This is a genomic window from uncultured Brevundimonas sp. (assembly GCF_963974615.1).
Taxonomy (GTDB): domain Bacteria; phylum Pseudomonadota; class Alphaproteobacteria; order Caulobacterales; family Caulobacteraceae; genus Brevundimonas.
In genome coordinates, this window is sequence record NZ_CAXBDH010000003.1 from 1 (window position 1) to 23,626 (window position 23,626).

At 67.2% G+C, this 23,626-nt stretch carries 23 protein-coding genes; 8 read left to right on the top strand and 15 right to left on the bottom strand.

Annotation, left to right across the window (positions count from 1 at the left end; all coding sequences use genetic code 11):
* Positions 1–47: 47 nt before the first annotated feature.
* On the bottom strand, positions 48–896 hold the full coding sequence (locus AAC050_RS02345; protein ID WP_339913444.1) for an NlpC/P60 family protein: 849 nt from the start codon (positions 894–896) through the stop codon (positions 48–50).
* A gap of 54 nt (positions 897–950) precedes the next feature.
* A complete protein-coding gene (locus AAC050_RS02350; RefSeq protein ID WP_339913445.1) occupies positions 951–2,342 on the bottom strand; it encodes a leucyl aminopeptidase family protein in 1,392 nt (463 codons plus the stop codon).
* Positions 2,343–2,440: 98 nt separating this feature from the next.
* Here AAC050_RS02350 and AAC050_RS02355 point away from each other — a divergent pair, with 98 nt between their 5' ends.
* Genes AAC050_RS02355 through thrS form a run of 4 tightly spaced genes read left to right on the top strand, consistent with a single transcriptional unit; the run spans position 2,441 to position 5,962 of the window.
* The gene (locus AAC050_RS02355) at positions 2,441–3,259 is read left to right on the top strand and encodes a tetratricopeptide repeat protein (RefSeq protein WP_339913446.1); all 819 of its coding nucleotides are present in this window, start codon (positions 2,441–2,443) and stop codon (positions 3,257–3,259) included.
* 18 nt (positions 3,260–3,277) lie between these two features.
* Entirely contained in the window at positions 3,278–3,748 is a 471-nt protein-coding gene (locus AAC050_RS02360) for an iron-sulfur cluster assembly scaffold protein (RefSeq protein ID WP_339913447.1), read from the top strand.
* 45 nt (positions 3,749–3,793) lie between these two features.
* The gene (gene yidD / locus AAC050_RS02365) at positions 3,794–4,036 is read left to right on the top strand and encodes a membrane protein insertion efficiency factor YidD (protein ID WP_339913448.1); all 243 of its coding nucleotides are present in this window, start codon (positions 3,794–3,796) and stop codon (positions 4,034–4,036) included.
* Between the two features lie 3 nt (positions 4,037–4,039).
* A complete protein-coding gene (gene thrS, locus AAC050_RS02370; protein ID WP_339913449.1) occupies positions 4,040–5,962 on the top strand; it encodes a threonine--tRNA ligase in 1,923 nt (640 codons plus the stop codon).
* 726 nt (positions 5,963–6,688) lie between these two features.
* Here thrS and AAC050_RS02375 read toward each other — a convergent pair.
* The 3 genes from AAC050_RS02375 to AAC050_RS02385 form a co-directional block, all read right to left on the bottom strand.
* Entirely contained in the window at positions 6,689–7,810 is a 1,122-nt protein-coding gene (locus tag AAC050_RS02375) for an acyl-CoA dehydrogenase (protein WP_339913450.1), read from the bottom strand.
* Between the two features lie 198 nt (positions 7,811–8,008).
* Entirely contained in the window at positions 8,009–9,193 is a 1,185-nt protein-coding gene (locus tag AAC050_RS02380) for an acyl-CoA dehydrogenase family protein (RefSeq protein ID WP_339913451.1), read from the bottom strand.
* Positions 9,194–9,423: 230 nt separating this feature from the next.
* Positions 9,424–9,684, bottom strand: coding sequence for an Lrp/AsnC ligand binding domain-containing protein (locus AAC050_RS02385; protein WP_339913452.1), 261 nt, complete (start codon positions 9,682–9,684; stop codon positions 9,424–9,426).
* Positions 9,685–9,826: 142 nt separating this feature from the next.
* On the opposite strand from AAC050_RS02385, the gene AAC050_RS02390 reads away from it, so the two are divergent.
* A complete protein-coding gene (locus tag AAC050_RS02390; protein ID WP_339913453.1) occupies positions 9,827–10,639 on the top strand; it encodes an alpha/beta hydrolase in 813 nt (270 codons plus the stop codon).
* Between the two features lie 114 nt (positions 10,640–10,753).
* Here the strand turns inward: AAC050_RS02390 and AAC050_RS02395 are convergent, their stop codons facing one another.
* A complete protein-coding gene (locus AAC050_RS02395; RefSeq protein WP_339913454.1) occupies positions 10,754–12,802 on the bottom strand; it encodes an ATP-binding protein in 2,049 nt (682 codons plus the stop codon).
* A 163-nt stretch (positions 12,803–12,965) separates the two neighbouring features.
* Between AAC050_RS02395 and AAC050_RS02400 the strand changes: the two genes are divergently transcribed.
* Both AAC050_RS02400 and AAC050_RS02405 read left to right on the top strand, forming a co-directional pair.
* The gene (locus AAC050_RS02400) at positions 12,966–13,637 is read left to right on the top strand and encodes a bifunctional 4-hydroxy-2-oxoglutarate aldolase/2-dehydro-3-deoxy-phosphogluconate aldolase (RefSeq protein ID WP_339913455.1); all 672 of its coding nucleotides are present in this window, start codon (positions 12,966–12,968) and stop codon (positions 13,635–13,637) included.
* A gap of 102 nt (positions 13,638–13,739) precedes the next feature.
* Positions 13,740–14,951, top strand: a complete 1,212-nt coding sequence (locus AAC050_RS02405; protein WP_339913456.1) for a hypothetical protein — start codon at positions 13,740–13,742, stop codon at positions 14,949–14,951.
* Between the two features lie 22 nt (positions 14,952–14,973).
* On the opposite strand, the gene AAC050_RS02410 is transcribed toward AAC050_RS02405, so the two are convergent.
* Positions 14,974–15,729 (bottom strand): NYN domain-containing protein, encoded by a 756-nt coding sequence (locus AAC050_RS02410; RefSeq protein ID WP_339913457.1) that lies wholly within the window; start codon positions 15,727–15,729, stop codon positions 14,974–14,976.
* An 83-nt stretch (positions 15,730–15,812) separates the two neighbouring features.
* Positions 15,813–16,442: a hypothetical protein gene (locus AAC050_RS02415; protein WP_339913458.1), complete on the bottom strand. Its 630-nt coding sequence runs from the start codon at positions 16,440–16,442 to the stop codon at positions 15,813–15,815.
* A gap of 191 nt (positions 16,443–16,633) precedes the next feature.
* Here AAC050_RS02415 and AAC050_RS02420 point away from each other — a divergent pair, with 191 nt between their 5' ends.
* A complete protein-coding gene (locus tag AAC050_RS02420) occupies positions 16,634–17,131 on the top strand; it encodes a DUF1993 domain-containing protein (protein WP_339913459.1) in 498 nt (165 codons plus the stop codon).
* 16 nt (positions 17,132–17,147) lie between these two features.
* Here the strand turns inward: AAC050_RS02420 and AAC050_RS02425 are convergent, their stop codons facing one another.
* The 7 genes from AAC050_RS02425 to AAC050_RS02455 form a co-directional block, all read right to left on the bottom strand.
* Positions 17,148–17,390: a hypothetical protein gene (locus AAC050_RS02425; protein ID WP_339913460.1), complete on the bottom strand. Its 243-nt coding sequence runs from the start codon at positions 17,388–17,390 to the stop codon at positions 17,148–17,150.
* Positions 17,391–17,433: 43 nt separating this feature from the next.
* Positions 17,434–18,660 (bottom strand): type II restriction endonuclease, encoded by a 1,227-nt coding sequence (locus AAC050_RS02430; protein ID WP_339913461.1) that lies wholly within the window; start codon positions 18,658–18,660, stop codon positions 17,434–17,436.
* Positions 18,657–19,112, bottom strand: coding sequence for a very short patch repair endonuclease (locus AAC050_RS02435; protein ID WP_339913462.1), 456 nt, complete (start codon positions 19,110–19,112; stop codon positions 18,657–18,659). Before AAC050_RS02435 ends, AAC050_RS02430 begins: the two co-directional genes overlap by 4 nt.
* Positions 19,105–20,439 (bottom strand): DNA (cytosine-5-)-methyltransferase, encoded by a 1,335-nt coding sequence (dcm, locus tag AAC050_RS02440; protein WP_339913463.1) that lies wholly within the window; start codon positions 20,437–20,439, stop codon positions 19,105–19,107. Before dcm ends, AAC050_RS02435 begins: the two co-directional genes overlap by 8 nt.
* Positions 20,440–20,458: 19 nt before the next feature.
* Positions 20,459–22,300, bottom strand: coding sequence for a hypothetical protein (locus AAC050_RS02445; protein ID WP_339913464.1), 1,842 nt, complete (start codon positions 22,298–22,300; stop codon positions 20,459–20,461).
* A 22-nt stretch (positions 22,301–22,322) separates the two neighbouring features.
* On the bottom strand, positions 22,323–22,994 hold the full coding sequence (locus AAC050_RS02450; protein ID WP_339913465.1) for a DUF305 domain-containing protein: 672 nt from the start codon (positions 22,992–22,994) through the stop codon (positions 22,323–22,325).
* 190 nt (positions 22,995–23,184) lie between these two features.
* A complete protein-coding gene (locus tag AAC050_RS02455; protein ID WP_339913466.1) occupies positions 23,185–23,310 on the bottom strand; it encodes a hypothetical protein in 126 nt (41 codons plus the stop codon).
* Positions 23,311–23,626 lie beyond the last annotated feature (316 nt).

Genomic DNA, 23,626 nt, shown 5'->3' on the forward strand with positions numbered 1-23,626 from the left:
AGCTTCCCCGGCCTGGACCGGATGGACAACCTATTGAGAGCTCACACCTAGAGCGTGACGCGCCGGAATACCGGGGCTTCGGATCCGCCGGCCCGTTCGCGCTCATCGGCCTCGCCGAGGGCTTCCACGGCGACAGCGCCGTGATGGCTGCTGGCATGCACGACCCGTTCGGCGTCCAGCATGACGCCCGTATGATCGTTCCAGACCACCAGATCGCCGCGACGAACCGATTCGCTGCGGATCCCCCTGCCGAGGGCGGACTGTTCGTCACAGAATCGCGGGCCGCCCAGACCGCAGGCATAAAGCGCCTGCTGCACCAGTCCGGTGCAATTGGTGCCCAGCGCCGTGCGCCCCCCGGCCTGAAAGGGAACCCCGACGAATCGTTCGGCGGTTTCACCCGGGTCGGCATCGAACTGGTCCAGCGCCGCCAGATGTTCGACATCGACCCAACCCGCCCCGCCGACAAAGGCCCGGCCGTTCTCAAGGTCGCCGGCACTGACCAGGGCGTTCAGGGTCAACGTCATCACCACATTGGCTGAGGTCGCCGAGGCGTGGGCCGGCGCGCTCAGAACCGACACGCGGTGGGTCGGGGGCGTCACCGTCGCGGCCAGCGATTCGCTGGCGACCCAGCCGACGACGCCGTCGCGACGGGCCCGGCCCCAGACCTGACCGGCCCGCCGGTCCAGCACGTCAAAGCCTTCACCGAACACCAGCTGGTCGGTCTGTTCACTGACCGAATCCGGCCGAATCCGTATCGACGCGACCGGGGTCACGCACTGCATCGCAGTCACCTCGCGATAGACCTCGGCCCGCACGAGCCCTTCCAGCGCCTGCTCGGCGAGGTCGGGCCGGGCGAGGGTGGTGCGGGGATCGAAGGCGGCGGCAGTATGAGTCAAATCAGGGCCCGGACTGTTGAGCCGCCAGTTTCGCGCGCGAAGCCGAAAGTCCCGTTAACGCGCGACCGGAAAACGCGCCGCCAGCATCGCAAAACACGCCCTTATCGCCTGGGCCTCGCCGCCCTCGGGCCAGCCCGGCCGCGCCCGCGGGTTCCAGGCGAAGATATCCATATGGGCCCAGACCCCGGTTTCGGGAGCGAAGCGCTGCAGGAACAGGGCGGCGGTCACCGATCCGGCTTGGGCCCAGGCCGCCGAATCGTTGCGCACATCGGCCAGTTCGCTGTCGATCGCGGCGCGATAACCGGGCCACAGTGGCATGCGCCACAGCGGATCGGCGACCGCCCGGCCCGCCTCCAGCAAATCCGCCGCCAGGGCGTCATCGTCGGTGTAGAGCGGCGGCAGCTCCGGCCCCAGGGCGACCCGCGCCGCGCCGGTCAGGGTGGCGAAATCCAGGGTCAGGTCGGGCGTGTGCTCGCCGGCCCGGCACAGGGCGTCGGCCAGCACCAGTCGGCCTTCGGCGTCGGTATTGCCGATTTCGATGGTCAGGCCCTTGCGGCTGTTCAGCACATCCCCGGGCCGGAAGGCGTCGGCGGAGATGGCATTCTCGACCGCCGCCACCAGCACCACCAGCCGCACCGGCAGGTTCGACTGCATCACCAGCCGCCCCAGGGCCAGGGCATGGGCCGCCCCGCCCATGTCCTTCTTCATATTGCGCATACCGGCCCCGCCCTTGATGTTGAGGCCACCGGAATCGAACACCACACCCTTGCCGACCAGGGCCACCAGCGGCAGGTCGGTGCGGTCCAGCTGCCAGCCGATCTCGATGATCCGCGGCTGGCGCGCCGGCGCGGCGGCCCGGCCGACCGCGTGGATAGCCGGATAGTTGGCGTCCAGCAGGGCCTCGCCCTCGGTCACGGCGATGGTCGCCCTGCTCTCGCTGGCGATCTCGCGGGCGATGGTCTCGATCTGCAGCGGCCCCATGTCGGCGGCCGGGGTGTCGACCATTTCCCGCGCCAGCTCACAGGCCGCGACGATCCGCAGTGTCCCGGCGACATCCATCCCGTCCGGCGCGATCAGGCGCGGTCGAGCGGTATCGGACCGGGTCCGGTAACGGTCGAAACGGTACGCCCCCAGGGCGAAGGCCAGAGCCGCCGCCCCGGCTTCCGCAACGGGCAGACCCTCCAGCCGCCAGACCCCGGCGGGCAGGCGGGCGGCCAGTCCCCGGGCGCTGCCCGGATCGAAACTGTCCCCGGCCCCGAACAGGGCTCCGGCCAGCGTCCCTTTCGGGTCCGGCAGCACCAGCAACTGACCGGCCTTGCCGGTGAAATCATGAGCCCGGGCCCAGACCGCGACCGCCGGATCCAGCACTCCATCCTTGAGGATGACATGGACCGGCAGGGCCTGATCGGCACCGGCACTGAGCAGATCGGGATGAAGCACGGACATCAATGACGCCTTTCCGGCCGATCTTCGGGCCGATTAACCAAAGGTTGACGCGGACGCGCGACCCTTGCGGATTGCCGAATAGTCCCACGGATGACTCCATGTCGCCCACCCTCGCCAAGGCCGCAACCGTCTCCGCCGTTCTGGCGCTCCTGCTGGTCGCCGCACCGGCCGCCGCCGGTGACCCCGTGACCGCCGCCGCACCCGCCGCACCCGCCGTCCGCGTGCCCGCCACGGCCGAGGTCCGCGCCGCCTATGAGCGGATGGCCCCGCTGGCCCGGTCGCTGTTCTGGACCGGCGAGATGGAGATCAACCCGGCCGATCCCGTGGCCGGTCCCAGCGCCGCCCGGGCCCTGCGCGAACTGGGTCGCTATGACCAGGCCGCCGAGACCGCCGGCAAGACGCTGGTGGCCCAGCCGAACAATTATGAGGCCCTGCTGGAATTCGGCCGGGCCCATATCGCCCGCGGACAGGCCTTCTACGGCATCGCCGCCCTGGAACGGGCCCGCGCCGCCCGGCCCGACGACTGGCGGCCGCTGTCGTTGCTGGGGACCGCCTACCAGCAGGTGCGACGCCCCGACGATGCCCGCGCCGCCTGGAACGATGGCCTGCGTCTGGCACCGGACAATCCCGACATCCTCAACAATGTCGCCATCGGCTATCTGGCCGCGGGCGACGCCGCCGCCGCCGAAACCCTGTTGCGTCGCGCCGCCGCCCAGCCCGGAGCCAATCTCCAGGTCCGGCTGAATCTGGCCATGGCCTTGGGACTGCAGGGCAAGTCGGCCGAAGCCGAACAGATGTTGCGCCGCGATCTGCCGCCGGAACAGGCCGACAGCAACATCGAATGGCTGCGCAGCCGCAGCGGTGCCGACGGCCCGTCGGCCGGGGCCCGCACCTGGACCTCGCTCCAGGGCTCCTGATCGCCTATATTCGATCGCATGATCGACGAGCTCTACAGCGCCCACATCCTCAGGCTGGCGGCCAACCTGCCCCACGCCGGACGTTTGCCTGCGCCCGAGGGCACCGGTGAGCGGGTCGCCAAACTGTGCGGTTCGAAGGCCATCGTCGACGTGGTGCTGGACGATCAGGACCGGATCGCCGCCTTCGCCCAGGACATCAAGGCCTGCGCCCTCGGCCAGGCCGCAGCCGGGGTGCTGGGGGAATCGGTGATCGGGGCCACGGCCGCCGAGATCGAAACCGCCCGCGACGCCACGCTGGCCATGCTCAAGACCGGCGGCGAGGGCCCAAGCGGCCGGTTCGAGGGCCTGCGCGCCCTGAAACAGGTGGCCGGTTACCCGGCCCGACACGCCTCGACCCTGGTGGCGATCGAGGCCACGCTGGAGGCGGTTCACGCCGCCCTGACCCGCAAGGCCCTCGGCACCCGAACTCGTCGCGCCGGTGCGGCCTGACTCCCGGTTGCCCCATCCCCCCGCGCGGGGGATAAGCAGTCCGACATGGCCCCCGGCAGAACCCTTTACGAACGCGGCGTCCGCGCGGCCCATCGGGGCTACAAGCTGACGCTGTCCCCGCTGATCGGGCAATCCTGCCGCTTCATGCCGACCTGTTCGGACTATGCGGCCCAGGCCCTGATTGAACACGGACCTGCACGCGGCGGCTGGCTGACCGTCAAACGCCTGTGCAAATGCCACCCCTTCGGAAAGTCGGGTTACGACCCGGTTCCGCCTGTTAAAGACTGACCCATGATCGATCTGAAATTCCCCGACGGCGCCGTGCGCCAGTATCCCGACGACGCCACGGGCCGCGACGTCGCCACCTCGATTTCGCCGTCGCTGGCCAAGAAGGCCGCGCTGATCGAGCTGGACGGCAAATTGCTGGACCTCGACGCCCCGGTCGGCAAGTCCGGCGCGCTGCGCATCATCATGCGCGACGATCCGGCCGCGCTGGACACCCTGCGCCATGACGCCAGCCATGTGATGGCCGAGGCGGTCCAGGCCCTGTTCCCCGGCACCCAGGTCACTATCGGCCCGGCCATCGAGGACGGCTTCTATTACGACTTCGCCCGCGACGAGCCCTTCTCGACCGACGATTTCGCGCGGATCGAGAAAAAAATGGCCGAGATCGTCGACCGCGATCAGAAGATCCGCCGCGAGGTCTGGCCGCGCGACGAGGCGATCCAGCATTTCGAGTCGATCGGCGAGACCTACAAGGCCGAGATCATCCGCGACCTGCCCGAGGGCGAGGACATCAGCGTCTATTTCCAGGGCGACTGGAAGGACCTGTGTCGCGGGCCGCATTTCCCCTCGACCAAATTCGTCGGCAAGGCCTTCAAACTGACCAAGCTGGCCGGGGCCTACTGGCGCGGCGACCACCGCAATGCCCAGCTGCAGCGCATCTATGCGACGGCCTGGGCCTCGAAGGACGATCTCGACGCCTATCTGCTGCGCATCGAGGAGGCCGAAAAGCGCGATCACCGCAAGATCGGCCGGCAGATGGAACTGTTCCACATGCAGGAAGAGGGCCGCGGCATGGTGTTCTGGCATCCCAAGGGCTGGGTGCTGTGGCGGGTGCTTGAGGACTATATGCGCCGCCGTCTCGACGCCGCCGGCTATGTCGAGGTCAAGACGCCCCAGGTGCTGGACCGGACCTTCTGGGAGAAGTCGGGCCACTGGGAGAAATACCGGCCCAATATGTTCGTGTGCGAGACGGTCGAGGGCGAGACCCTGAGCCTGAAGCCGATGAACTGCCCGGGCCACGTGCAGATCTTCGACCAGGGCCAGCGGTCCTATCGCGAGCTGCCTCTGCGGATGGCCGAGTTCGGGGCCTGCCATCGCTATGAGCCGTCGGGGGCCCTGCACGGTCTGATGCGGGTGCGCGGCTTCACCCAGGACGACGCCCACATCTTCTGCCGCGAGGACCAGATCGTCGACGAGACGAAACGGTTCATCGATCTGGCCCGCTCGGTCCATTCGGACCTCGGCATGGAGACGGCCTACATCAGCCTGGGTACGCGGCCCGAGGTTCGCGCGGGGTCCGACGAATTCTGGGACAAGGCCGAGGCGCTGATGGCCGAGGCCGCCCGCGCCGCCGGGACCGAACCGGTCGTCACCGAAGGCGACGGGGCCTTCTACGCGCCCAAGCTCGACTTCGTGGTCAAGGACGCCATCGGTCGCGAATGGACCTGCGGCACCATCCAGCTGGACTATGTCCTGCCCGAACGTCTGGGCGCGGAATATATCGGCGAGGACGGCCAGAAGCACCGGCCGGTCATGCTGCACCGGGCCATCCTGGGGTCGTTCGAGCGCTTCATCGGCATCATGATCGAGAACTATGCCGGAGCCTTCCCGCTGTGGATCGCCCCGGTCCAGGCCGTGGTTGCCACCATCACCTCGGACGCTGACGACTATGCCCGCGAGGTCACCGCCAAATTCCGGGCGGCCGGTCTGCGCGTCGAGTCTGACCTGCGCAACGAGAAGGTCGGCTACAAGGTGCGCGAACATTCGGTCGGCAAGGTCCCGGTCATCGCCGTGGTCGGTCGCAACGAGGCCGAGGCCGGTCAGGTCGCCATCCGCCGCCTCGGCTCCCAGGCCCAGACCGTGGTCCCGGTCGAGGAGGCCATTCGCCTGCTGACCGAAGAGGCGACCCCGCCGGATCTGCGGGGGTAGGGTGGTCCTTCTCCCCTTGCGGGAGAAGGAATATGAACACGCGTCATCGTCCGCACGCTTTCGCTGCGATTATGGAAGGGCAGGCGGAGCGCCGGACCTTCGCCCGGTGTTCTGATGGATTACCGTTTCGACGAAGACCGACGCTCCGCGTGAGGATTTTCGACGAGCGTGCGGTCGGCAACGGTCTTACCGCCTAGCCGCACCGATCGCCGCGGGCGGGGCCGGGCCTGTGACCCGGTCCCGGAGCGGCCGGGGTATCCTCGCCCGACCCTGACCCCGCTCCCCCACTCCCGCCACACACCAGGTCGCAGGCCAGGCGGCCCTTCCTTGCGACGGGACCGGGGCAGGATGGCATGCGGCTGGAGGGGGGCGGGAGATTGGGCTGGAGAAACGGGCAAGGTGGTGCGGGGCAAGGGATTGGGGGGAGGAATTCGGATGGTTTTTCGCAAACACCGCGCATCCCTCTCCCGGCGGGAGAGGCCTTGAGCGCACGACGGCGACCGCCGTCGTTCTGGCGCGACCCGAAGGGCGGCGCGAAGCGTCAAAGGGTGAGGGGTTATGGTGCGATCATGGGGACACCGTACCCCCTCTCCCCAACCCCTCTCCCCACGGGAGAGGGGCTTGAAGCCGGGACCCTGCCTGAACAGATCGCGCTTCGCGCGCCGCTGGGTCCCGGGCTTCGCTGCGCGCCCCCGGGATGACGACAGCTTTGGGGGGCAGAAGGCGTTAGTACCCCTGGGCCCGGGCCAGGCGGTCGGCGTGGAAGCCGGCGTCGCCGAGCAGTTCGTTGAGGACCCGCACCCGCTTCATGAACAGGCCGACGTCGTATTCGTCGGTCATGCCGACGCCGCCGTGCATCTGCACCGCCTCCTGCACCGCCAGTTCGGCGACCTTGCCGGCCTTGGCCTTGGCCACCGAGACGGCGAGACCCGCATCCTCACGCCCGGCGTCGAGGCGTTGCAACGCCCCCATCACCGCGGCCCGGGCCAGTTCGATCTCGGTGAACAGATGGGCCGAGCGGTGCTGCAGGGCCTGGAACTCGCCGATCGCCTTGCCGAACTGTTTGCGGGTTTTCAGATAGGCCAGCGTGGTCTGGAAGGCCTGGTCCCCGGCCCCGGTCAGCGACGCCGCGGCACAGGCCCGGCCCAGATTCATTGCGCCCTCCAGCAGGGCCTCACCGCCGTCGACGGCCCCGATCACCGCATCGGCGTCGACCGCGACATCGGTCAGGGTGATCCGGGCGGCATTATGGGCGTCGACCATGACGGTGCGCTCGATCTCGACGCCCGCCGTCTTCGGATCGACCAGGAACAGGGTCAGGCCGTTTTCGGTCAGGGCGGCGACAATCAGGGCGTCGGCGACATGGCCGTCCAGCACGAAGCCCTTGGCCCCGTTCAGCTTGAAGCCATTGCCCGAACGTTGGGCCGTGGTCGTCCATTTCGACGGCGCGTGTTTGGCCCCCTCGTCGATCGCCAGCGCCAGCATGGCCTCGCCCGCGGCGATGCGCGGCAGCCATGCGGATTGCTGCTCGGCCGAGCCGCCGTCGATCAGCACCCGGGCCGACAGCACGCCCGATCCCATGAACGGCGACGGGGTCAGGGTCCGGCCCAGGGCCTCGGCCACCACCCCGGCCTCGACCGCGCCGAGGCCCGAGCCGCCGTGTTCCTCGGGGATGATGACGCCGGCAAAGCCCATCTCGCCAAAGGCCCGCCACAGGTCGCGCGACACGCCGTCGGCATCCTTCGAATCCCGCAGCTTGCGCAGATGGGCGATCGGCGCGTGTTCACTGAGGAAGCCGTCGGCGGCGTCCTTCAGCATGGTCTGCTCTTCGGTCAGGATCAGCGGCATTTTGTCTCCAATCTCCTTCCCCCCTTGCGGGGGAAGGTGGCGCGCGGCGCGCGACGGATGGGGGTGTTTGCAGGGTTGAAGAGGTCGGCGGCGCTCGCATTCCATCGGGAGGGGGCGGTCATCCAGCACCCCCATCCGACCGGCTCCGCCGGCACCTTCCCCCGTAAAGGGGGAAGGAAGGCGCGAGCGCCCCCGTCATCACGCCCCCGGCAGGTGCAGCAGGTGTTTGGCGATGATGTTGAGCTGCACCTCGCTGGTGCCGCCCTCGATGGAATTGGCCTTGGTGCGCAGCCAGTCGCGCGCCGCCTTGCCGTCCTTCGACCGCTCCCCCTCCCATTCCAGGGCGTCCGAACCGCCGGCGGCCATGGCCAGTTCGTGGCGGCGCTTGTTCAGTTCGGAGCCGTAGTATTTCAGCATCGAGGCGATGGCCGGGCTAACCTGTTTGGCCTTCACCTGATCCCCGACCCGCTCCATCGACAGATGGAAGGCGGCCAGATCGACCTCCAGCTCGGCGATGCGCGCGCGCAGCATCGGATCGTCCAGCCGACCCTCGTCGTCGGCCCCGATCGAGTCCGCCGCCACCTGACCCATCGGCCGGCCGCCGCCGATCGAGCCCATGGCCCCGATCATGGTCCGCTCATGCGCCAGCAGATGTTTGGCCACGTCCCAGCCGCGGTTCAGCGTGCCGACGAGGTTTTCCTTCTCGACCCGCACGTCGTCGAGGAAGGTCTCGCAGAAGGGGCTCTTGCCGCTGATCAATGTGATGGGTTTGGTCGAGACGCCCGGGGTGGCCATGTCGAACAGGACGAAGCTGATGCCCAGATGTTTGGGGGCCTCGGGGTCGGTGCGCACCAGACAGAAGATCCAGTCGGCCTTGTCGGCATAGGAGGTCCAGACCTTCTGGCCGTTGACGATCCAGTGGTCACCCTGATCCACGGCCCGGGCCTGCAGCCCGGCCAGGTCGGAGCCCGCGCCCGGCTCGGAATAGCCCTGGCACCAGCGAATCTCGCCGCGCACGATCTCGGGCAGGAAGCGCTTCTTCTGGGCCTCGGTGCCGAACTGCAGCAGGGCCGGGCCCAGCATCCAGACGCCGAAACTGGTCAGGGGCATCTGGGCGTCGATGCGGCGCATCTCCGAGGCCAGCACCTTGGCCTGTTCGCGCGACAGTCCGCCGCCGCCGTATTCGGCCGGCCATTCCGGCGCGGTCCAGCCACGCGCGCCCATCCGCTCCATCCAGAGCTTGTGCGCCGGGGTGCGGAAGACGGGGTTGCGGCCGCCCCAGACCCGGTCCTCGTCGCTCTCGACCGGCCCGCGGCATTCGGCCGGGCAGTTGGCCTCCAGCCAGACCCGCGTCTCGGCGCGGAAGGTCTCAAGATCGGTCATGCACTGTCTCCGGTTCGCGCAGCGACGTTAGCAGCGATTCACGGGTGACGCTGCGTCAGCCAACACGCCCTTCCCCCCTTGCGGGGGAAGGTGGCCCGCGGAGCGGGTCGGATGGGGGGCGAGGGTACCAGCCCGACCGGGCCTGGTTGGCACACCTCAACCGTCCAGCGACGTCAGCGCCCCCATCCGTCAGGCTCCGCCTGACACCTTCCCCCGTGAAGGGGGAAGGATCACTGTCCGCCCGTTGGCAAAAACGGCGAAAACGTAATGACGGTGAAGGTGTCGCGGATGTGGGGCCGGGTCTGCACCACCCTGGTGACGAAGGTGCCGATGTCCTCGTCCTTGTGCAGGTTGAACTTGGCCAGCAGGTCGTACTGGCCCGAGGTCGAATAGACCTCCGAGACCTTGGCGACATTGTCGACGATGTCGGCCGCCACGTCGTTGGCGTGGCCCAGCTCGCATTTGATGAAGACGAAGATGGCGGTCATCATGGCGGGGGCTCCGAAGGGGTAGGAAGTAGGGCTTAGGTCTTAGGGCTTAGTCCGCTCTCCGGCCAGAGGCCAAGCCCAACCCTGCTTCCTAAGCCCCAAGCCCTACTCACTACGCCCTGCTCACCAGCCCCAAAGCCCCACGATGTCCCTCGAAGCCCAGTACAACAATCGCGCGCTCGTCCCCGACCATCCGGCGGTGATGGCGCGCTGGCGCGAGTCCGCCGGGGCCGCGCGCGCCGCCACCCCGCCGCAAAAGATCGCCTACGGTCCGGGCGACCGCGAATATTTCGACCTGTTCGAGGCGGGGTCTGATGCGCTGGTCGTCGTCTTCCTGCACGGCGGCTACTGGCAGGCGCTGGACCCCGGCTGGTTTTCCGGCATCGCCCCGGCCTTTCTGGCCCACGGCGTCAGCCTGGCCATCCCGTCCTATGACCTGTGCCCGGACGTACGTCTGGGCCAGATCCTGCGTCAGGTCCGCGCCGCGGTCGAGGCGGTGCGTGAGCGCAGCGGCCGTCGCCCGGTGGTCTTCGGCCATTCGGCCGGCGGGCATATGGCCGCCTGTATGCTCAGCGAGGGCCGGGCCGGGGCCGCCGTGGCCATCTCGGGGGTGTTCGACCTGGCCCCCCTGATCCCGACCTCACTGAACGACGCCCTGCGGCTGGACGCGGCCGAGGCTGCCGCCCTGTCGCCGATCCACTGGCCGGTGCCCGACGGCTCGACCCCCGGCGGCACGGTGCTGGACTGTGTGGTGGGCGGCGAGGAGAGCGCGGAATTCCTGCGCCAGAGCCGGATGATGGCCGACCTGTGGGGCGGCAAGGGCGTGGAGACCCGCTACGACCCCCTGCCCGGTCTCAACCACTTCACCGTGCTGGACCCGCTGTTCGATACGGACAGTGCGTTGGTGAAGCGGATTATCGGGCTGGCCGGGGATCGTTCCCGGTCACACGCGGCCTAGACCATTTTTGTTTCAGGTCGACTCGACCTGAATCCAAAAAATGGTCCAGATTCAAACTGGAGCGAAATCTGAGCCGAGTTGGACTGCGTCCAACTCAACCGATTTCGCTCTAGATCACCCGGCGTCGGCATCTTCCGCCACGGTGACCGGGCCCGTCCACCGACTGATCTTGGCCGACAGATCCTCGGCGAAAACCGGTTTGGCGACCCGGTCGTCGAACAGGCTGGCCCAGCCCAGCTTGCCGCCGGCGTTCTCGGGTTCCGCCGTGAAGGCCAGAATCGGAATCGCGCCGTTCGGGCCGTCGCCCTCGCGGATCGCCCGTGTCGCCGTGGGACCGTCCAGGTCCGGCATGCGGATATCCATCAGGATCAGGTCGAAGGGCGTGGTCGCGGCCAGATCGATCGCCTCCTGACCCGAGCCGGCGTCGGTGACCTTGACCCCGTAGGGGGCCAGCATCAGGGCGACAATCTCCCGGTTCATGGCACTGTCGTCCACGACCAGCAGACGCACCCCCTCCAGACCGCTGACATCGCCGGCCGGGCGCTGGGGGCGCGGCGCGGCGGTACCGATGTCGCAGGGCAGGTCGAACCAGAAGGTACTGCCGTCGCCGGGCTGGCTGGTGGCCCCGATCTCGCCGCCCATGGCCTCGATCAATCCCTTGGAAATGGCCAGGCCCAGCCCCGTCCCGCCGTGATCGCGGGTGGTGGAGGCGTCGACCTGGGAAAATCGCTTGAACAGCCGGTCGAGCCGGTCGGGGGGGATACCGGGGCCGGTGTCGGTGACCTCACAGCGAAGCCGCGACGTCTGCCGATCATAGCGGGCCGTCAGGGTGACGGCTCCGGCAGGCGTGAATTTCACGGCATTGCCGATCAGGTTCAGCAGCACCTGCCGCACCCGCTCCGCATCCACCAGCAACGTCCCCGGAAGACGCGTCGTCTCGGCGAAGTGCAGGGATACGGACTTCTGGGCGGCCTGGGGTTCGAACAGACCCAGGGCTCCCTCCAGCAGGTTGTGCATATCGGCCGGGCGAACCTCGATCTCGACCTGGCCGGCCTCCAATTTGGTGAAGTCCAGAATGTCGTTGACGATAGTCAGCAGGGCCTGACTCGAACCGGCGATGCGGTCGACGGAACGCCGGGCCGCCGCCGACAGATCCGGTTCCTCGTCCAGCAGGGACGAAAAGCCGAGAATACTGGTCAGCGGCGTCCGCAGTTCGTGACTCATATTGGACAGGAATTCGGCCTTCACCACCGTCGCCGCCTCGGCCTCGGCCTTGGCCTCGGTCAGCCGCGCCTGGGCTTCATGCTGTTCGGTGATGTCCTGGAACACGCCGAACAGGGCGGTAATGCGCCCCTGTTCGTCACACATGCTCTCGACCTTGGCCGAGGTCTGTCGCACCGCCCCGTCCGGCCGACAGATCCGCATCCGGCATTCATAGCCTTCCCCGGTGATCAGGGCCGCTTCCAGAAGGGCGGTCAGATGGGCGCGATCGTCCTCATGGTAGAGCTTTCGCGCCTCGGCGAAGACCGGAGGCGGGTCGGTGATCGGCAGGCCGTGGATGCGAAACACCTCGTCCGACCATTCGACCCGGGCGCTGGCCACGTCATAACGCCAGTGGCCCACTCCTGACAGGATCTGCGCCATGTCCAGCAGGCGATGCTGTTCCGCCATGTTCTGCCGGGCCCGACCCAGCTCCAGCTGGTCGACGACCAGCTTGGCCAGCACCTTAAGGTGGTCGAAATCGGCCTCGGTCGCCTCGGGTCGAGCCACCGTGTCGATCACGCACAACGTACCCAGGTTGAAGCCCTGCGACGTCGTCAGTACGGCCCCGGCATAGAAGCGGATATGGGGTGGACCGGTGACGAGCGGATTGTTCTCGAACAACGGGTGGACGCTGGCGTCCCTGACCAGAAACACCGCGTCCTCGCCCAGCCGGATGGCATGGTCGCAGAACGCCAGTTCCCGCGGGGTCTCGCTGACATCGAGGCCGATACAGGATTTGAACCACTGGCGGTCGGTGTCGATCAGGGACACCAGGGCGATCGGCACCTGGAAATGGGTGGCTGCCATGGCCGTGATCCGGTCGAAGCGGATCTCGGGTGCGGTGTCCAGCACATGCTGCGCGCGCAAGGCCTGTATGCGCGCCTGTTCGGTATCTTGCACAGTGGTCTCCATGGCCGGACCGCACCTTCCATCGTAAACGAAAAATTCCTGTTACCAATGATATCTGTCCGGCGAACACCGCATGGGACACACGGATTGAACGTAGGTCCCTTGACGCCCCCGCCGTCCCGGTTGAATCAGGACGACGTTCACGGAGACCACCATGCGCCACGACCGCCTCACCGTCCTGACCGCTCTGCAAGCCCAGGGCGTGGTTCCGGTCTTCTATCATCCGGATCCCGAGGTCTGCCTCAACGTCATCCGCGCCTGCGCCCGCGGCGGGGCTCCGGCGGTGGAATTCACCAATCGCGGCGACTTCGCCTTTCAGCTGTTCACCGACCTGTCGCGCGAGTTCGCCGCCTCTGACCCCGACATCATCCTCGGCGTCGGCTCGATCGTCGACGCTCCGACCGCCGCCCTGTTCATCGCCTCGGCCGCCCGCTTCATCGTCAGCCCGACCCTGAACCCCGAGATCGCCCGGCTGTGCAACCGGCGCATGGTCCCCTATTCGCCCGGCTGCGGCTCGGTCACCGAGATCTCGACGGCCCAGGAACTGGGCTGTGAGATCGTCAAATTGTTCCCCGGGACCTCGGTCGGCGGTGCCGATTTCGTCAAGGCGGTGCTGGGGCCGATGCCGTGGAGCAAGATCATGCCGACCGGCGGCGTCGACCCGGACGAGGCCAGTATCGCCAAATGGTTCGGCAGCGGCATCGTCGCCGCCGGCATGGGCTCGAAACTGATCACCGAGGCGGCCATCAAGGCGAAGGACTGGGCCGGGATCGAGGCCCGGGTGCGCCAGACCGTCAACATCATCGCCGCCGTTCGGGCCGGTTAGAACCCGACACCACCCTGCAACATAATCCGGGCCCGGCCGTTGCGGTAAAGCTGGCGGCCCCGGACGGTTCCTGCCTCCCCCCTGCACGTGAGAGACGGACTGATGAACCTGACCAATGTCGCCCTGATCCTGGCGCTGATCGCCGGGGCGGCCTTCCTGTTCCGTCCCCGCCTGGTGGGGTCGGAAACCTGGCAGGCGACGGTCACACCGCTGGCCTCGATCATCGGCTCGGGCTTTCTGGTCGCAGGCCCCCTGCTGGCCGGACTGGCCGGCAACTGGGCCATCGCCGCCATGATGGTCCTGTGCGGCACCGGCTATCTGTTCGGGTCGGCGATCCGTCACAACATCATGCATGTCGAGCCCGAGATCGAGGCCGGGGCCTCGCGGACGGTGCGGATCATCGAACGGGCGTCGGAACTGGCGCTGGCCCTCGCCTACTTTGTCTCCGTTGCCTACTACCTCCATCTGTTCGCCGCCTTCGGCCTGCGCTTTGCGGGAGTCACGGACACTCTCTGGATTCGCATCGCCGCCACCGCCGTGATCGCCTCGGTCGGGGCGATCGGCGCGACCGGGGGGCTCGACGCGCTGGAGCGGGTGGCGGTCAATGCCGTCGGTCTCAAACTGACGCTGATCCTCGGCCTTCTGGCGGCCCTGCTCATCGCGGGCGGGGTGGCGATGGTCCGGGGCACGTTCGGCTGGGACGCGCCGGTGCCCGACTTTCAGATGCACGACGGCCGCGTGCTGCTGGGTCTGGTCATTCTGGTGCAGGGGTTCGAGACCTCGCGCTTTCTCGGGGCCGCCTACGACCGCGAGACCCGGGTCCGGACCATGCGCTATGCCCAGTGGATCGCGACCGCCGTCTATCTGCTCTTCTTCCTGTTCATCACCAGCTATTTCACCGGCGCGCCGATCGCCCACAGCGACGAGACCGCCATCATCGACCTGCTGCGTCCGGTGGGGGTGATGGTCGCGCCGGTCATCATCCTGACAGCGCTGGCGTCGCAGCTGTCGGCGGCGGTCGCCGACATGAACGGGGCGGGCGGCCTGCTGGCGGAATCCTCGGGCAAACGCATCAACGTCAAGCTCGGCAACCTCGCCACGGCGCTGGCGGCGATCGCCATCATCTGGGCCACCGACATCTTCGGCATCATCACCTGGGCGTCGCGGGCCTTCGTGGTCTTCTACGCGCTGCAGTCGTTGCAGGCCGCCCTGTCGGCATGGCGCGCGGACCAGCCGGCGCGGGCGGCGCTGTACGCCTTTGCCGTCCTGCTGGCCCTGGCCGTGATCGTGTTCGCCATCCCCGCCGCCGTCTGAGCCCCCGCGGTCAGGCCCCGTATCAGGCCTTGTCGCGGACCCGCATGGCCCCGCCGGCTCCGGGCTGGATCTCGAACCGGCCGGTGGCGCGGATCAGGTCCGACAGCTTGGCGCAGCCGTAGGTGCGCTGGTCGAAGTCGGGATAGGCGTTGCGCAGCCGGTTGCCGATGCCGCCGATCGACACCCAGCCGTCGCCGTCCTCGTCCATGTCGGCAAGGACCGAGGCGATCATCCGCGAGGCCTCGGACGGCTTGCGCTTGCCCGCCGCCGGGGCCGCCGCTGCCCGTCCGCCCGTGGTCGTCGCGGCCTCGCTGACGGGAACGTTCAGGTTCTCGGTATAGATGAAGCGGGTGCAGGCCTGACGGAAGCTCTCGGGCGTCTTCTGTTCGCCGAAGCCGTAGACGTCGACCCCCTCCTCGCGGATGCGCGACGCCAGCCGGGTGAAGTCGGCGTCCGACGACACGAGACAGAAACCGTCGAACCGGCCCGAATGCAGCAGGTCCATCGCATCGATAACCAGGGCGATGTCGCCCGAATTCTTGCCCTTGGTATTGGCGAAATTCTGCTGCGGCTGGATCGCATAGCGGGCCAGTACCTTGGTCCAGCCCTGGATCTGGGCGCTGGCGAAATCGCCATAGATGCGCCGGGCCGAAGCCTCGCCCAGGGTGGCGATCTCGGCGAACAGCGACTCGGCGATCCGGGACGAGGCGTTCTCGGCGTCGATCAGGACGGCCAGACGGGGGGCCTTCGCGTTCAGAAAGGCGGCATCGACGGACATGGGCGGGCTTTCGGACAGTTGCGGTGGCCAGACTCGGCCTGCCCGGCCACCGGGTCAACCGCCGTCAGCACGCCTGTGGCGCATCAGTGTCCGTGGTGGTCTCCAGACGCCTCGACATGGGCCGCACAGCTGACCGCCGGGTTGAACGGGCTGAACATGCCGTTCGGATTGGCACGATACAGCCAGACGTGCCGGTCATAGTGGGGCGCGAACATATGGGCCTCGTCGACCGGGGTGGCCGGATCGTCCGCCATCCGGTCGAAGGGCACGCCCTGAAAGCTGGGCGGGGCTGTATGGCCGGCGGCTTCCCAGGCGGCGATGAACACCAGATTCTCGACCGCGACCAGCTCCATCGCCCCGCCCGCCTGCGGCTCATAGATCAGCACGGCTGGGGTGTTGAAATCAGTGTGGGTGCCGTTGCCGTCCACCCGCGGGTTGGGCGGGGCGGTCACGCCCAGCAGATCCGGGCGGAAATAGTGCACCCCCATGGCCCCGTCGGCGGCGGGCAGACCCATCATCGCCGCGGTCTCGCAGCTGTTCATCGGGTCGCGGATATAGCCCTCGGCCAGGGCCACATTGACGTCGCGAAAGCGGTCGGTCGCGGCGCGGACGGCGTCCAGCGACGGGTCTTCGGCCAGCGCGGTCCCGGCGACCGTCAGGGCGGCCAGCCCCACGGCACCGGACAGAAGGGTATGGAAAAATGGGCGTTGCATCGTCAACTCTCCGTGCAATTTCAATCGGATATTGAGGCGGAGCCGCACAGACCCCCCCGTGACGGGCAAAACCATGCACTCACAGAACGGTGTTTTCAAATTCCGCCGCGCCGCGAAACGCGCCTGACGGAGTCATCGGTCGCCGCGCCGTCCCCCTCGACGCCGGTAGTGCGGGGGGCTAGACCGCTGCCATGGCCACAGAACTGTACGACCTCACCGTCCCCCTGTTCAGCAAACGGCTGGAAGCCCTGTCGGCCCTGCTGGACAAGGCGCGCGACCACGCCGGCCAGGACGCCGACGCCTTGCTGGAGCACCGGCTGATCGCCGACATGCATCCGCTGACACGGCAGGTGCAGATGGCCGCCGACAGCGCCAAGCTGTGCGTCGCCCGCCTGTCCGGACGCGATGCCCCGGTGATGGAAGACACCGAGACCACGATCGACCAGCTGCAGGCCCGTATCCGCGCCACCCTCGACTATCTGGCCTCGGTGCCGCGCGAGAGCGTCGACGGTCAGGAAGACCGGGAGGTGGTGCTGACCTTCCCCTCGGGCGAGATGCGCTTCATCGGCCGCGACTATGCGATCGGCTTCGCCCAGCCGAATTTCTATTTCCACCTGACCACCGCCTACGCTCTGTTACGGGCCCGGGGCGTGCCGATCGGCAAGCGCGACTTCTTCGGCGGAATGTAGGGGCGGGCGCCGCCCCTCAGTCGAACATTTCGGGCAGCTGCCCGGATTTGAAGAGGATGGTCGGGCGCTCGTCATAGTCGCCCAGTTCGGTGTCGGCCGAGACCGAAAACGCCACCACCCCCAGCCGCAGCGGGGCCAGCCGCTCGGCCTTGCGCCGCGCCTCTTCGGCATCCTTGCACCCGACCTGCGGCTCGGCCTTCAACGCCCCGCCCGGTCCGGCCACATAGGTCTGCAGGATATAGACGGTTTCACTGGCCATACGCCGGAGTGCGGCTGATGGGGGGCGGGGTCAAGGGGGGATGCTACGCCGCCCGGGCCTTGGTCATAGCCAGCAGGTCGGCAAGAGACATAAGCCAGGATAATTGTTCCGGCCGGTAGCTGGAATGAAGAGGGCCAGGCACAATCAGCTGCAGTCCAGCCGCCTGCATTTCATCAGTTTGGTTCACCGAAATCCCGGGCTCCAGGGTGACCAGATGCTTTTGGGGAACCCGCTCCCCTTCAGACAGGACCTGCCGCCAACGGTCCTTACAGCTCGACTTCGCTCCGAGAAGGGTAAGTGCGTTCACGGGAAAGGTGGGGTCGAGGTAGGCGCCCGTTCCGGGAAAGAGGAAGTCCGGCCTCTTGTTTCCTTCCGTCCTTCCGCCCCGATCGAAATCGAGTTTATGCGCCTCAAAAACGCTGGCGAGGTGATGCTCCAGCGAATGACCAGCCCTGGATTTTCTGCGATTCTGCACGCTCAGGGAAAACGACACGAAGCCGTCGACGTCCGCCTCGCCTTCGACCAGAAATCCGGCCCGAAGCCTTTGATCAACGATGTGCCGTTCGAGCGTGTAGAACAGCAACTCCTCCATCTCGAGCCATCGCAACAAGGTCCCGTCAGGGTCACCGATCACGTCAACACCTGCTGCTGTTGTTCGGGCGAAAGCAGAAAACACGGCGGTAGTCGGAAATTTGTTGCCAAATTTTCGCGTCAACCTGGCCAGCCAATCATCGTCTTCAATTCGGGCGTCGATGCCGATGAGGCCGAGGATATATCTTGCCGAGAGGCCGAGCTCGACATCCGCGCCGCCCCGAAAATCCTTCTCAACAATGTCCCCACCGCCGACCTGCAACCCGAACAGCCACAACAACTGCTTCTCGATCGTGGTGCCGACGCCGCAGAACAGGAAGGTGATCGTCTCGTCGCGACCGAGGCAGACAAACAGGGTGTCGCCGGGCTTTGCCCTGTAGACGATCGGCTCTGAAGCCTTGGGATAGTAGAGCCGCGGCTCAGGGACCCGATCGACCTTGCCTTTTCGGCTGTCGTACCAAGTGACGTCACCCTCGAAGGTCAGGGGATCTTCGTCGTCAGACAGCCAAAAATACCGGGCCTGAATGCGGCGCTTATCTACCGGCACTCCGAGAAACGCCTGAATAGCGTCCACGCCCTGAAGCTCGTGTCCTCGAGACACCGTCGGGTCAATTTCAGTCGCCGACAGGGACTTTACTCCCACGCCAGCGAAGTAGGTCGAAAGAGAACCGCGCTTCATCCCTGCCCCCGCATATCCAGTCGCGCCACATTCGACATAAGCCATTCAGACAATCGCCCGGAAACGACGTCGAGGCCAATTTCCTCCCGGCCCTTCAGTGCGCACTCCCAGACGATGGCCACACGCCAACCGTTTGCTTCCAGGAGACCAGTCGCCCTCTGATCCACCTCCCGGTTCCGCCCGATCTTCTCGCGCCAGAACTCCGGTCGCGTTTGCGGCCATTTGAACAGGTGGCACTCGTGGCCGTGCCAGAAACAGCCGTGAACGAAGATCACCGCGCGATGTTTGGGAAAGCACAGGTCCGGCTTTCCGGGCAGGTCCTTGCAGTGCAGCCGATAACGAAAACCGCGCGCGTGCAGCCCGCGGCGGATCAGCATTTCAGGCCTGGTATCCTTGCCCCGGATACCGGACATCATCCGGCTGCGGGTCGCCGGATCGACGACGTCAGCCAAGCTTGGCCTTCGGCCGTTTTCCGAGGGCAGCAAACAGGTGCGGCTTCATATGTTCGGCAACGGCTTTCACGGCCGGCACCACAACAGAGTTTCCGAACTGACGATAGGCCTGGGTGTCCGAGACCGGGATGATGAAGTCGCCGCCCCGGGGCGAGTCGAACCCCATCAAGCGGGCGCATTCCCGGGGCGTCAGCCGCCGGGGGCCCTTGCCCTCCTGCTTCACCAGGATTTCCGAACCGTCCTTGTGATAGCGCGCCGACAGGGTGCGGGCGACATCCTCAGGGCCCACAAGACCGAACCCAAAGCCATTGCCGGCGGCGCGGTGCTTTTCCTTGTAGCGCTGGAGATAGGCCCAGAGATTGTCGGTCAGGGTGTATTTATCGGCCACCCGGCCCGAGTTTCCGACGGTGAACCGCTGGTCAGGAATCTCGGACTCATCACCTTCACGATGCAGGATTTCCACCAGCTTCGGCGCGGCATCCGGCAGCTTCATGTCATCAAAACAGAATCCCTGGTCCTCACGGAAGCCAACGATGAAAATCCGCTCACGATGCTGGGGCGTCCAGTGTCGTCCATCGATGATCCGGCAGTCGATTTTGTAGCCCAGCTCCTGCTCCAGGACGTCCTTGATCGTCTGGAAAGTCTTGCCCTTGTCGTGACCGACCAGGTTGCGGACGTTTTCCAGCAGGAAGGCTGCCGGACGATGGTGGGCGATGATCCGCGCCACATCAAAAAACAGGGTGCCCTGGGTCTTGTCCTCAAAGCCGTGCGCGCGTCCGAGCGCGTTCTTCTTGGACACGCCGGCGATGGAGAAGGGCTGGCACGGGAACCCCGCCAGCAGCACATCGTGCGCAGGGATGTCCGCGGCCTCGACGGCACGGATGTCGCCGTTAATCTCATGATCGTCGTTCGGGAAATTCGCCCGATAGGTCTGCTGGCTGAACTTGTCCCATTCGCTGGTGAAGACACAGCAACCACCGATCGACTCAAACCCGCGACGCAGGCCACCGATGCCTGCGAACAGGTCGATAAAGGTGAAGGTCGACGCGTCCTTGCCGCCCTGGCCCTCAATAACCTTCAGCTTCGGCTGCACTGCCGCGGGCCTTGCAGGCGCATCGATATAACCAAGGTCAACAGCGCTATCCGCCGCCGCCTGGCCCGCCTGCTTCACCATCAGGGCATACTCCGACTCGCCCGACTCACCCGGACGCTTGTCAGGAGAGACTGCCAGGAACCTGCCAGCAGAACAAGCCGGGAACGGCAGTGTCGGCTGCAAGGGCGTTTCCATCCCCCCAGCCTGCATCGTCCGGGAAAATGCAGCTACCAACCCAAGGTAGGCTCGCCCCCTACCCCGCCCGGCGCTGGAACAATCCGGCGAGCGCCGTCAGCCGCGCGGCGTCGGTGCCGCGGGTCTTGCCGGCGGCGGCGCTCAGGCTTCCGGCCAGGACTCGCGATCCGCGGGCGTCGCTGCCTCCGGCGCGCCACTGGTCGATGGCGGTGTGCACCTGTGCGGCCAGGGCCGCCTCGACGCTGCCCGACCGGGTCAGCTGGTCCAGATAGGCCTGGGCCACGTCGGGGCTGTCGGCCCAGACGACGCGGGTCTGGGTCTGGGGGTTGATCACGTCGACCATGACGCTCTCGGCAGCGGCGATCTCGGCGGCCGACAGCTGGTCACCGGGCACCAGTTTCAGCACGTCGAGGCCGCGGGCGATCTCGCTGGAATAGATGCGGCCGTTGAACCAGTAGGCCGACCAGGCCCCGCCGACCAGCAGACGTTCGGCCTCGATCGGGCCGCGGTCGAAGTAGGCGATCTCGACCGGGTGGTCGGGGTCGGTGAAGTCCATGACCGACACCCCGCCCTGGTACCAGGCCTGGGCCATCAGGTCGCGGCCCGGGACCGGGATGATCGAGCCGTTGTGGGCGACGCAGTTCTCGAATTTCGACTGGGCGCTGGGCAGTTTGTGGAAGCTGCGCCCGCGCAGGCGACCGTTCTCGATCGAGACGACCATGTCGGCACCCCAGTTGGCCGGGTCCTCGGCCGTGCAGCGCGCGCCGATACCGCCGCCCCACTCATCGGTGAAGACGATCTTGTCACCGGCATTGTTGAAGGTGGCCGAGTGCCAGTAGGCCATGTCGGGATCGAACAGCTCGGAGATCCGCGCCGGGTTCTGCGGGTCGGAGATGTCGAGCAGGATGCCGTTGCCGGCACAAGCCCCGGCGGCGAGGTTCATCTCGGGATAGACGGTGATGTCGTGGCACTGGTTGGTCTGGGCCGCGTCCTGGCTGGCGATGCCGACGCTGCCGCCGCGCCACAGGCCGTTGATCACCCCGGTGTCGCGGTCGGCGAAGATGCGCGGGCGGTTGACGATGGCCGCGTCCTGCGGGTGATCCAGCGGCACCTTGATCACATCGATCGAATACAGGGCCGTCTCCGGATTGGCGTCCGGCTCGCCGTCGCTGCAGATCGACAGTTCATCGGTCTTGCGCACGCCCGCGGTGCCCGAGTTGTAGATGTAGAGGACGTTCGGATCATCGGCGTCCGGCACCTGGGTATGAGTGTGCGAGCCGCGGCAGGTCTGGACCGCCGCGATCTGGCGCGGCGCGGCCAGGTCGCTGATGTCGAAGATGCGGATGCCGCGGAAGCGTTCGGCATTGACGTCGCCCTCGGCGTCCGCCGTGCCGCAGTCGGTGCGGGCCCGGGTCTGTTCGACCGACATGAACAACAGGTCGCCGTGGATCGACAGATCGCCCTGCCCCCCGGGGCAGACCACCGACAGGATCAGTTTCGGCGCACCCTCACCGGTCACGTCATAGGCGTTGAAGCCGTTGAAATTGCCGACGAACAGGCGGCCATGCGCCATGGCCATATCGCTGTTGGACAGGGCCAGCGGGCTGAATTTCGGCTTAACCGCCGGCTCGGCGTGGGTCTCGGCGGGAGCGGCCTCACCCCGGGGCCGGCGCGGCGTCGGCGCGAACAGGGCCTCGGGATCGAAGAAGCCCGGGGCCGGGGCGACAGAATATTCCAGCCTCAGGTTGGAGGCCGCCTGACCGGCGTCGTGCAGACCCGGTGACAGGGCGCTGCGGGCGTCGGGCGTGATGACCTGACCGGCCTGGGCCGCGGCGGCGGTGGCGCTGAGCCCCACGGCGAGGGCGGCGACGGAGGACAGCAGCAGGTTGCGAACGGTCATGATCGCTCCTTCGGAAAAAGGGTCAGAGGTCTGACAGGATGGATTGCATACGCAGGATCTCCGTCGACTGATCGGCGACGACGGAGTTGGTGAAATCGGACAGCAGGGGATCCTCGGCCGCACCGGGCACGGCCAGCAGCTCGTCGACCATGCCCAGTGCGCCCTGATGGTGCTGGATCATCCCTTGCAGGAACAGGCGGTCGAAGGCCGGGCCGCGGGCGGCGGCCAAGGTCTGCATCTGGGCCGGCGACAGCATGCCCGGCATGATCGGGGTGTCGGACGGCGGCATCGTCATGCCGGCATGGGCCGAGTGATCCATCCCGGGCATGGCCGGCATCTCCGTCGACTGGTCGCGCGTCGTCAGCCAGTCGCGCATCAGCGCCATCTCGGCCGCCTGGCTCAAGGCGATGCGCCGCCCCAGCAGCTGCACCCGCGGGTCCGCACCATGGGCCTGCAACAGGTCGACCATCTCCACCGCCTGGGCGTGGTGGACGATCATATGCTGCATGAAGGCGGCGTCGGCGGGAATGAAGGTGCTGCGGCTCAGCGCGACGGCCTCGGCCGGGGTGATGACCCGCGCCGCCGTCCCCGGCGCGCCGGGCTGGAAGATCGGCGGTGACGCGGGCACGGTCTGCGCTGCGGCCTGCGGGGCCAGCGGGGCCGCGATCAGTCCGGCGAAAAGTATCCCAGCCAAGCCCTGCACGCGTTTTACCGACCCCGTCCCGCCGCGCCCCCCGGCGACAGACACAAGACTAGGCCCCCCGCTTCAACCGGGGCAAGTCGTAAGTTACATCGAAAGCCGCCTGTGCGGCCGCAACGCGCGGTGCCCCTCCCAGGCCAGAACACCGCAACCAGCCACAGATGCAGCGTCGATTCCGGCCGGTCTAGCCCCAGAAAAACAGCCCGACCCCAACGACGAATGCGCCCAGGACGACGCCCGTGGCGAACTCCAGGGTTTTTAGCCGGTCTGCTTTTGCCCAGTCCGGTTCAGGCTTGATGATCAATCGCATTTGCAGCCTCCCGAAACCCTTTGGGCCTGTTTCATGATGGGCCCGTCGCGGCGGCATCGCCATCATCCAGAAGTTGAAGTGGGCGACCCAACCACCACAAAGGATTGCGGTGAGGCCGCGCCCTGTCAAGCGGAATCGCGGCGCGGATTGCGGCTTTGGGGCCGTGACAACATGTGTCCGGACAGCGTCGAACCGGCCCGCTCGGCGACAAATCCGGCTTGACGCCGTCAATCGCCACGCACAGACTCGAAGTTGTGCTCATGGGTCGGGGCATCCCATAGCGGCCCCTCCAGGTCGTAGAAGTCCCGGACGTCGT

Excerpts from the sequence above, each read along its gene's own strand:
- AAC050_RS02410 (WP_339913457.1), bottom strand. The coding sequence starts at position 15,729 with ATGTCCGTCGATGCCGCCTTTCTGAACGCGAAGGCCCCCCGTCTGGCC.
- AAC050_RS02415 (WP_339913458.1), bottom strand. The coding sequence starts at position 16,442 with ATGCAACGCCCATTTTTCCATACCCTTCTGTCCGGTGCCGTGGGGCTG.
- AAC050_RS02455 (WP_339913466.1), bottom strand. The coding sequence starts at position 23,310 with ATGCGATTGATCATCAAGCCTGAACCGGACTGGGCAAAAGCAGACCGG.
- AAC050_RS02375 (WP_339913450.1), bottom strand. The coding sequence starts at position 7,810 with ATGCCGCTGATCCTGACCGAAGAGCAGACCATGCTGAAGGACGCCGCC.
- AAC050_RS02385 (WP_339913452.1), bottom strand. The coding sequence starts at position 9,684 with ATGATGACCGCCATCTTCGTCTTCATCAAATGCGAGCTGGGCCACGCC.
- AAC050_RS02380 (WP_339913451.1), bottom strand. The coding sequence starts at position 9,193 with ATGACCGATCTTGAGACCTTCCGCGCCGAGACGCGGGTCTGGCTGGAG.
- AAC050_RS02445 (WP_339913464.1), bottom strand. The coding sequence starts at position 22,300 with ATGACCGTTCGCAACCTGCTGCTGTCCTCCGTCGCCGCCCTCGCCGTG.
- AAC050_RS02350 (WP_339913445.1), bottom strand. The coding sequence starts at position 2,342 with ATGTCCGTGCTTCATCCCGATCTGCTCAGTGCCGGTGCCGATCAGGCC.
- AAC050_RS02390 (WP_339913453.1), top strand. The coding sequence starts at position 9,827 with ATGTCCCTCGAAGCCCAGTACAACAATCGCGCGCTCGTCCCCGACCAT.
- AAC050_RS02420 (WP_339913459.1), top strand. The coding sequence starts at position 16,634 with ATGGCCACAGAACTGTACGACCTCACCGTCCCCCTGTTCAGCAAACGG.
- yidD (WP_339913448.1), top strand. The coding sequence starts at position 3,794 with ATGGCCCCCGGCAGAACCCTTTACGAACGCGGCGTCCGCGCGGCCCAT.
- AAC050_RS02400 (WP_339913455.1), top strand. The coding sequence starts at position 12,966 with ATGCGCCACGACCGCCTCACCGTCCTGACCGCTCTGCAAGCCCAGGGC.
- AAC050_RS02360 (WP_339913447.1), top strand. The coding sequence starts at position 3,278 with ATGATCGACGAGCTCTACAGCGCCCACATCCTCAGGCTGGCGGCCAAC.
- AAC050_RS02355 (WP_339913446.1), top strand. The coding sequence starts at position 2,441 with ATGTCGCCCACCCTCGCCAAGGCCGCAACCGTCTCCGCCGTTCTGGCG.
- AAC050_RS02430 (WP_339913461.1), bottom strand. The coding sequence starts at position 18,660 with ATGAAGCGCGGTTCTCTTTCGACCTACTTCGCTGGCGTGGGAGTAAAG.
- AAC050_RS02425 (WP_339913460.1), bottom strand. The coding sequence starts at position 17,390 with ATGGCCAGTGAAACCGTCTATATCCTGCAGACCTATGTGGCCGGACCG.
- AAC050_RS02405 (WP_339913456.1), top strand. The coding sequence starts at position 13,740 with ATGAACCTGACCAATGTCGCCCTGATCCTGGCGCTGATCGCCGGGGCG.
- thrS (WP_339913449.1), top strand. The coding sequence starts at position 4,040 with ATGATCGATCTGAAATTCCCCGACGGCGCCGTGCGCCAGTATCCCGAC.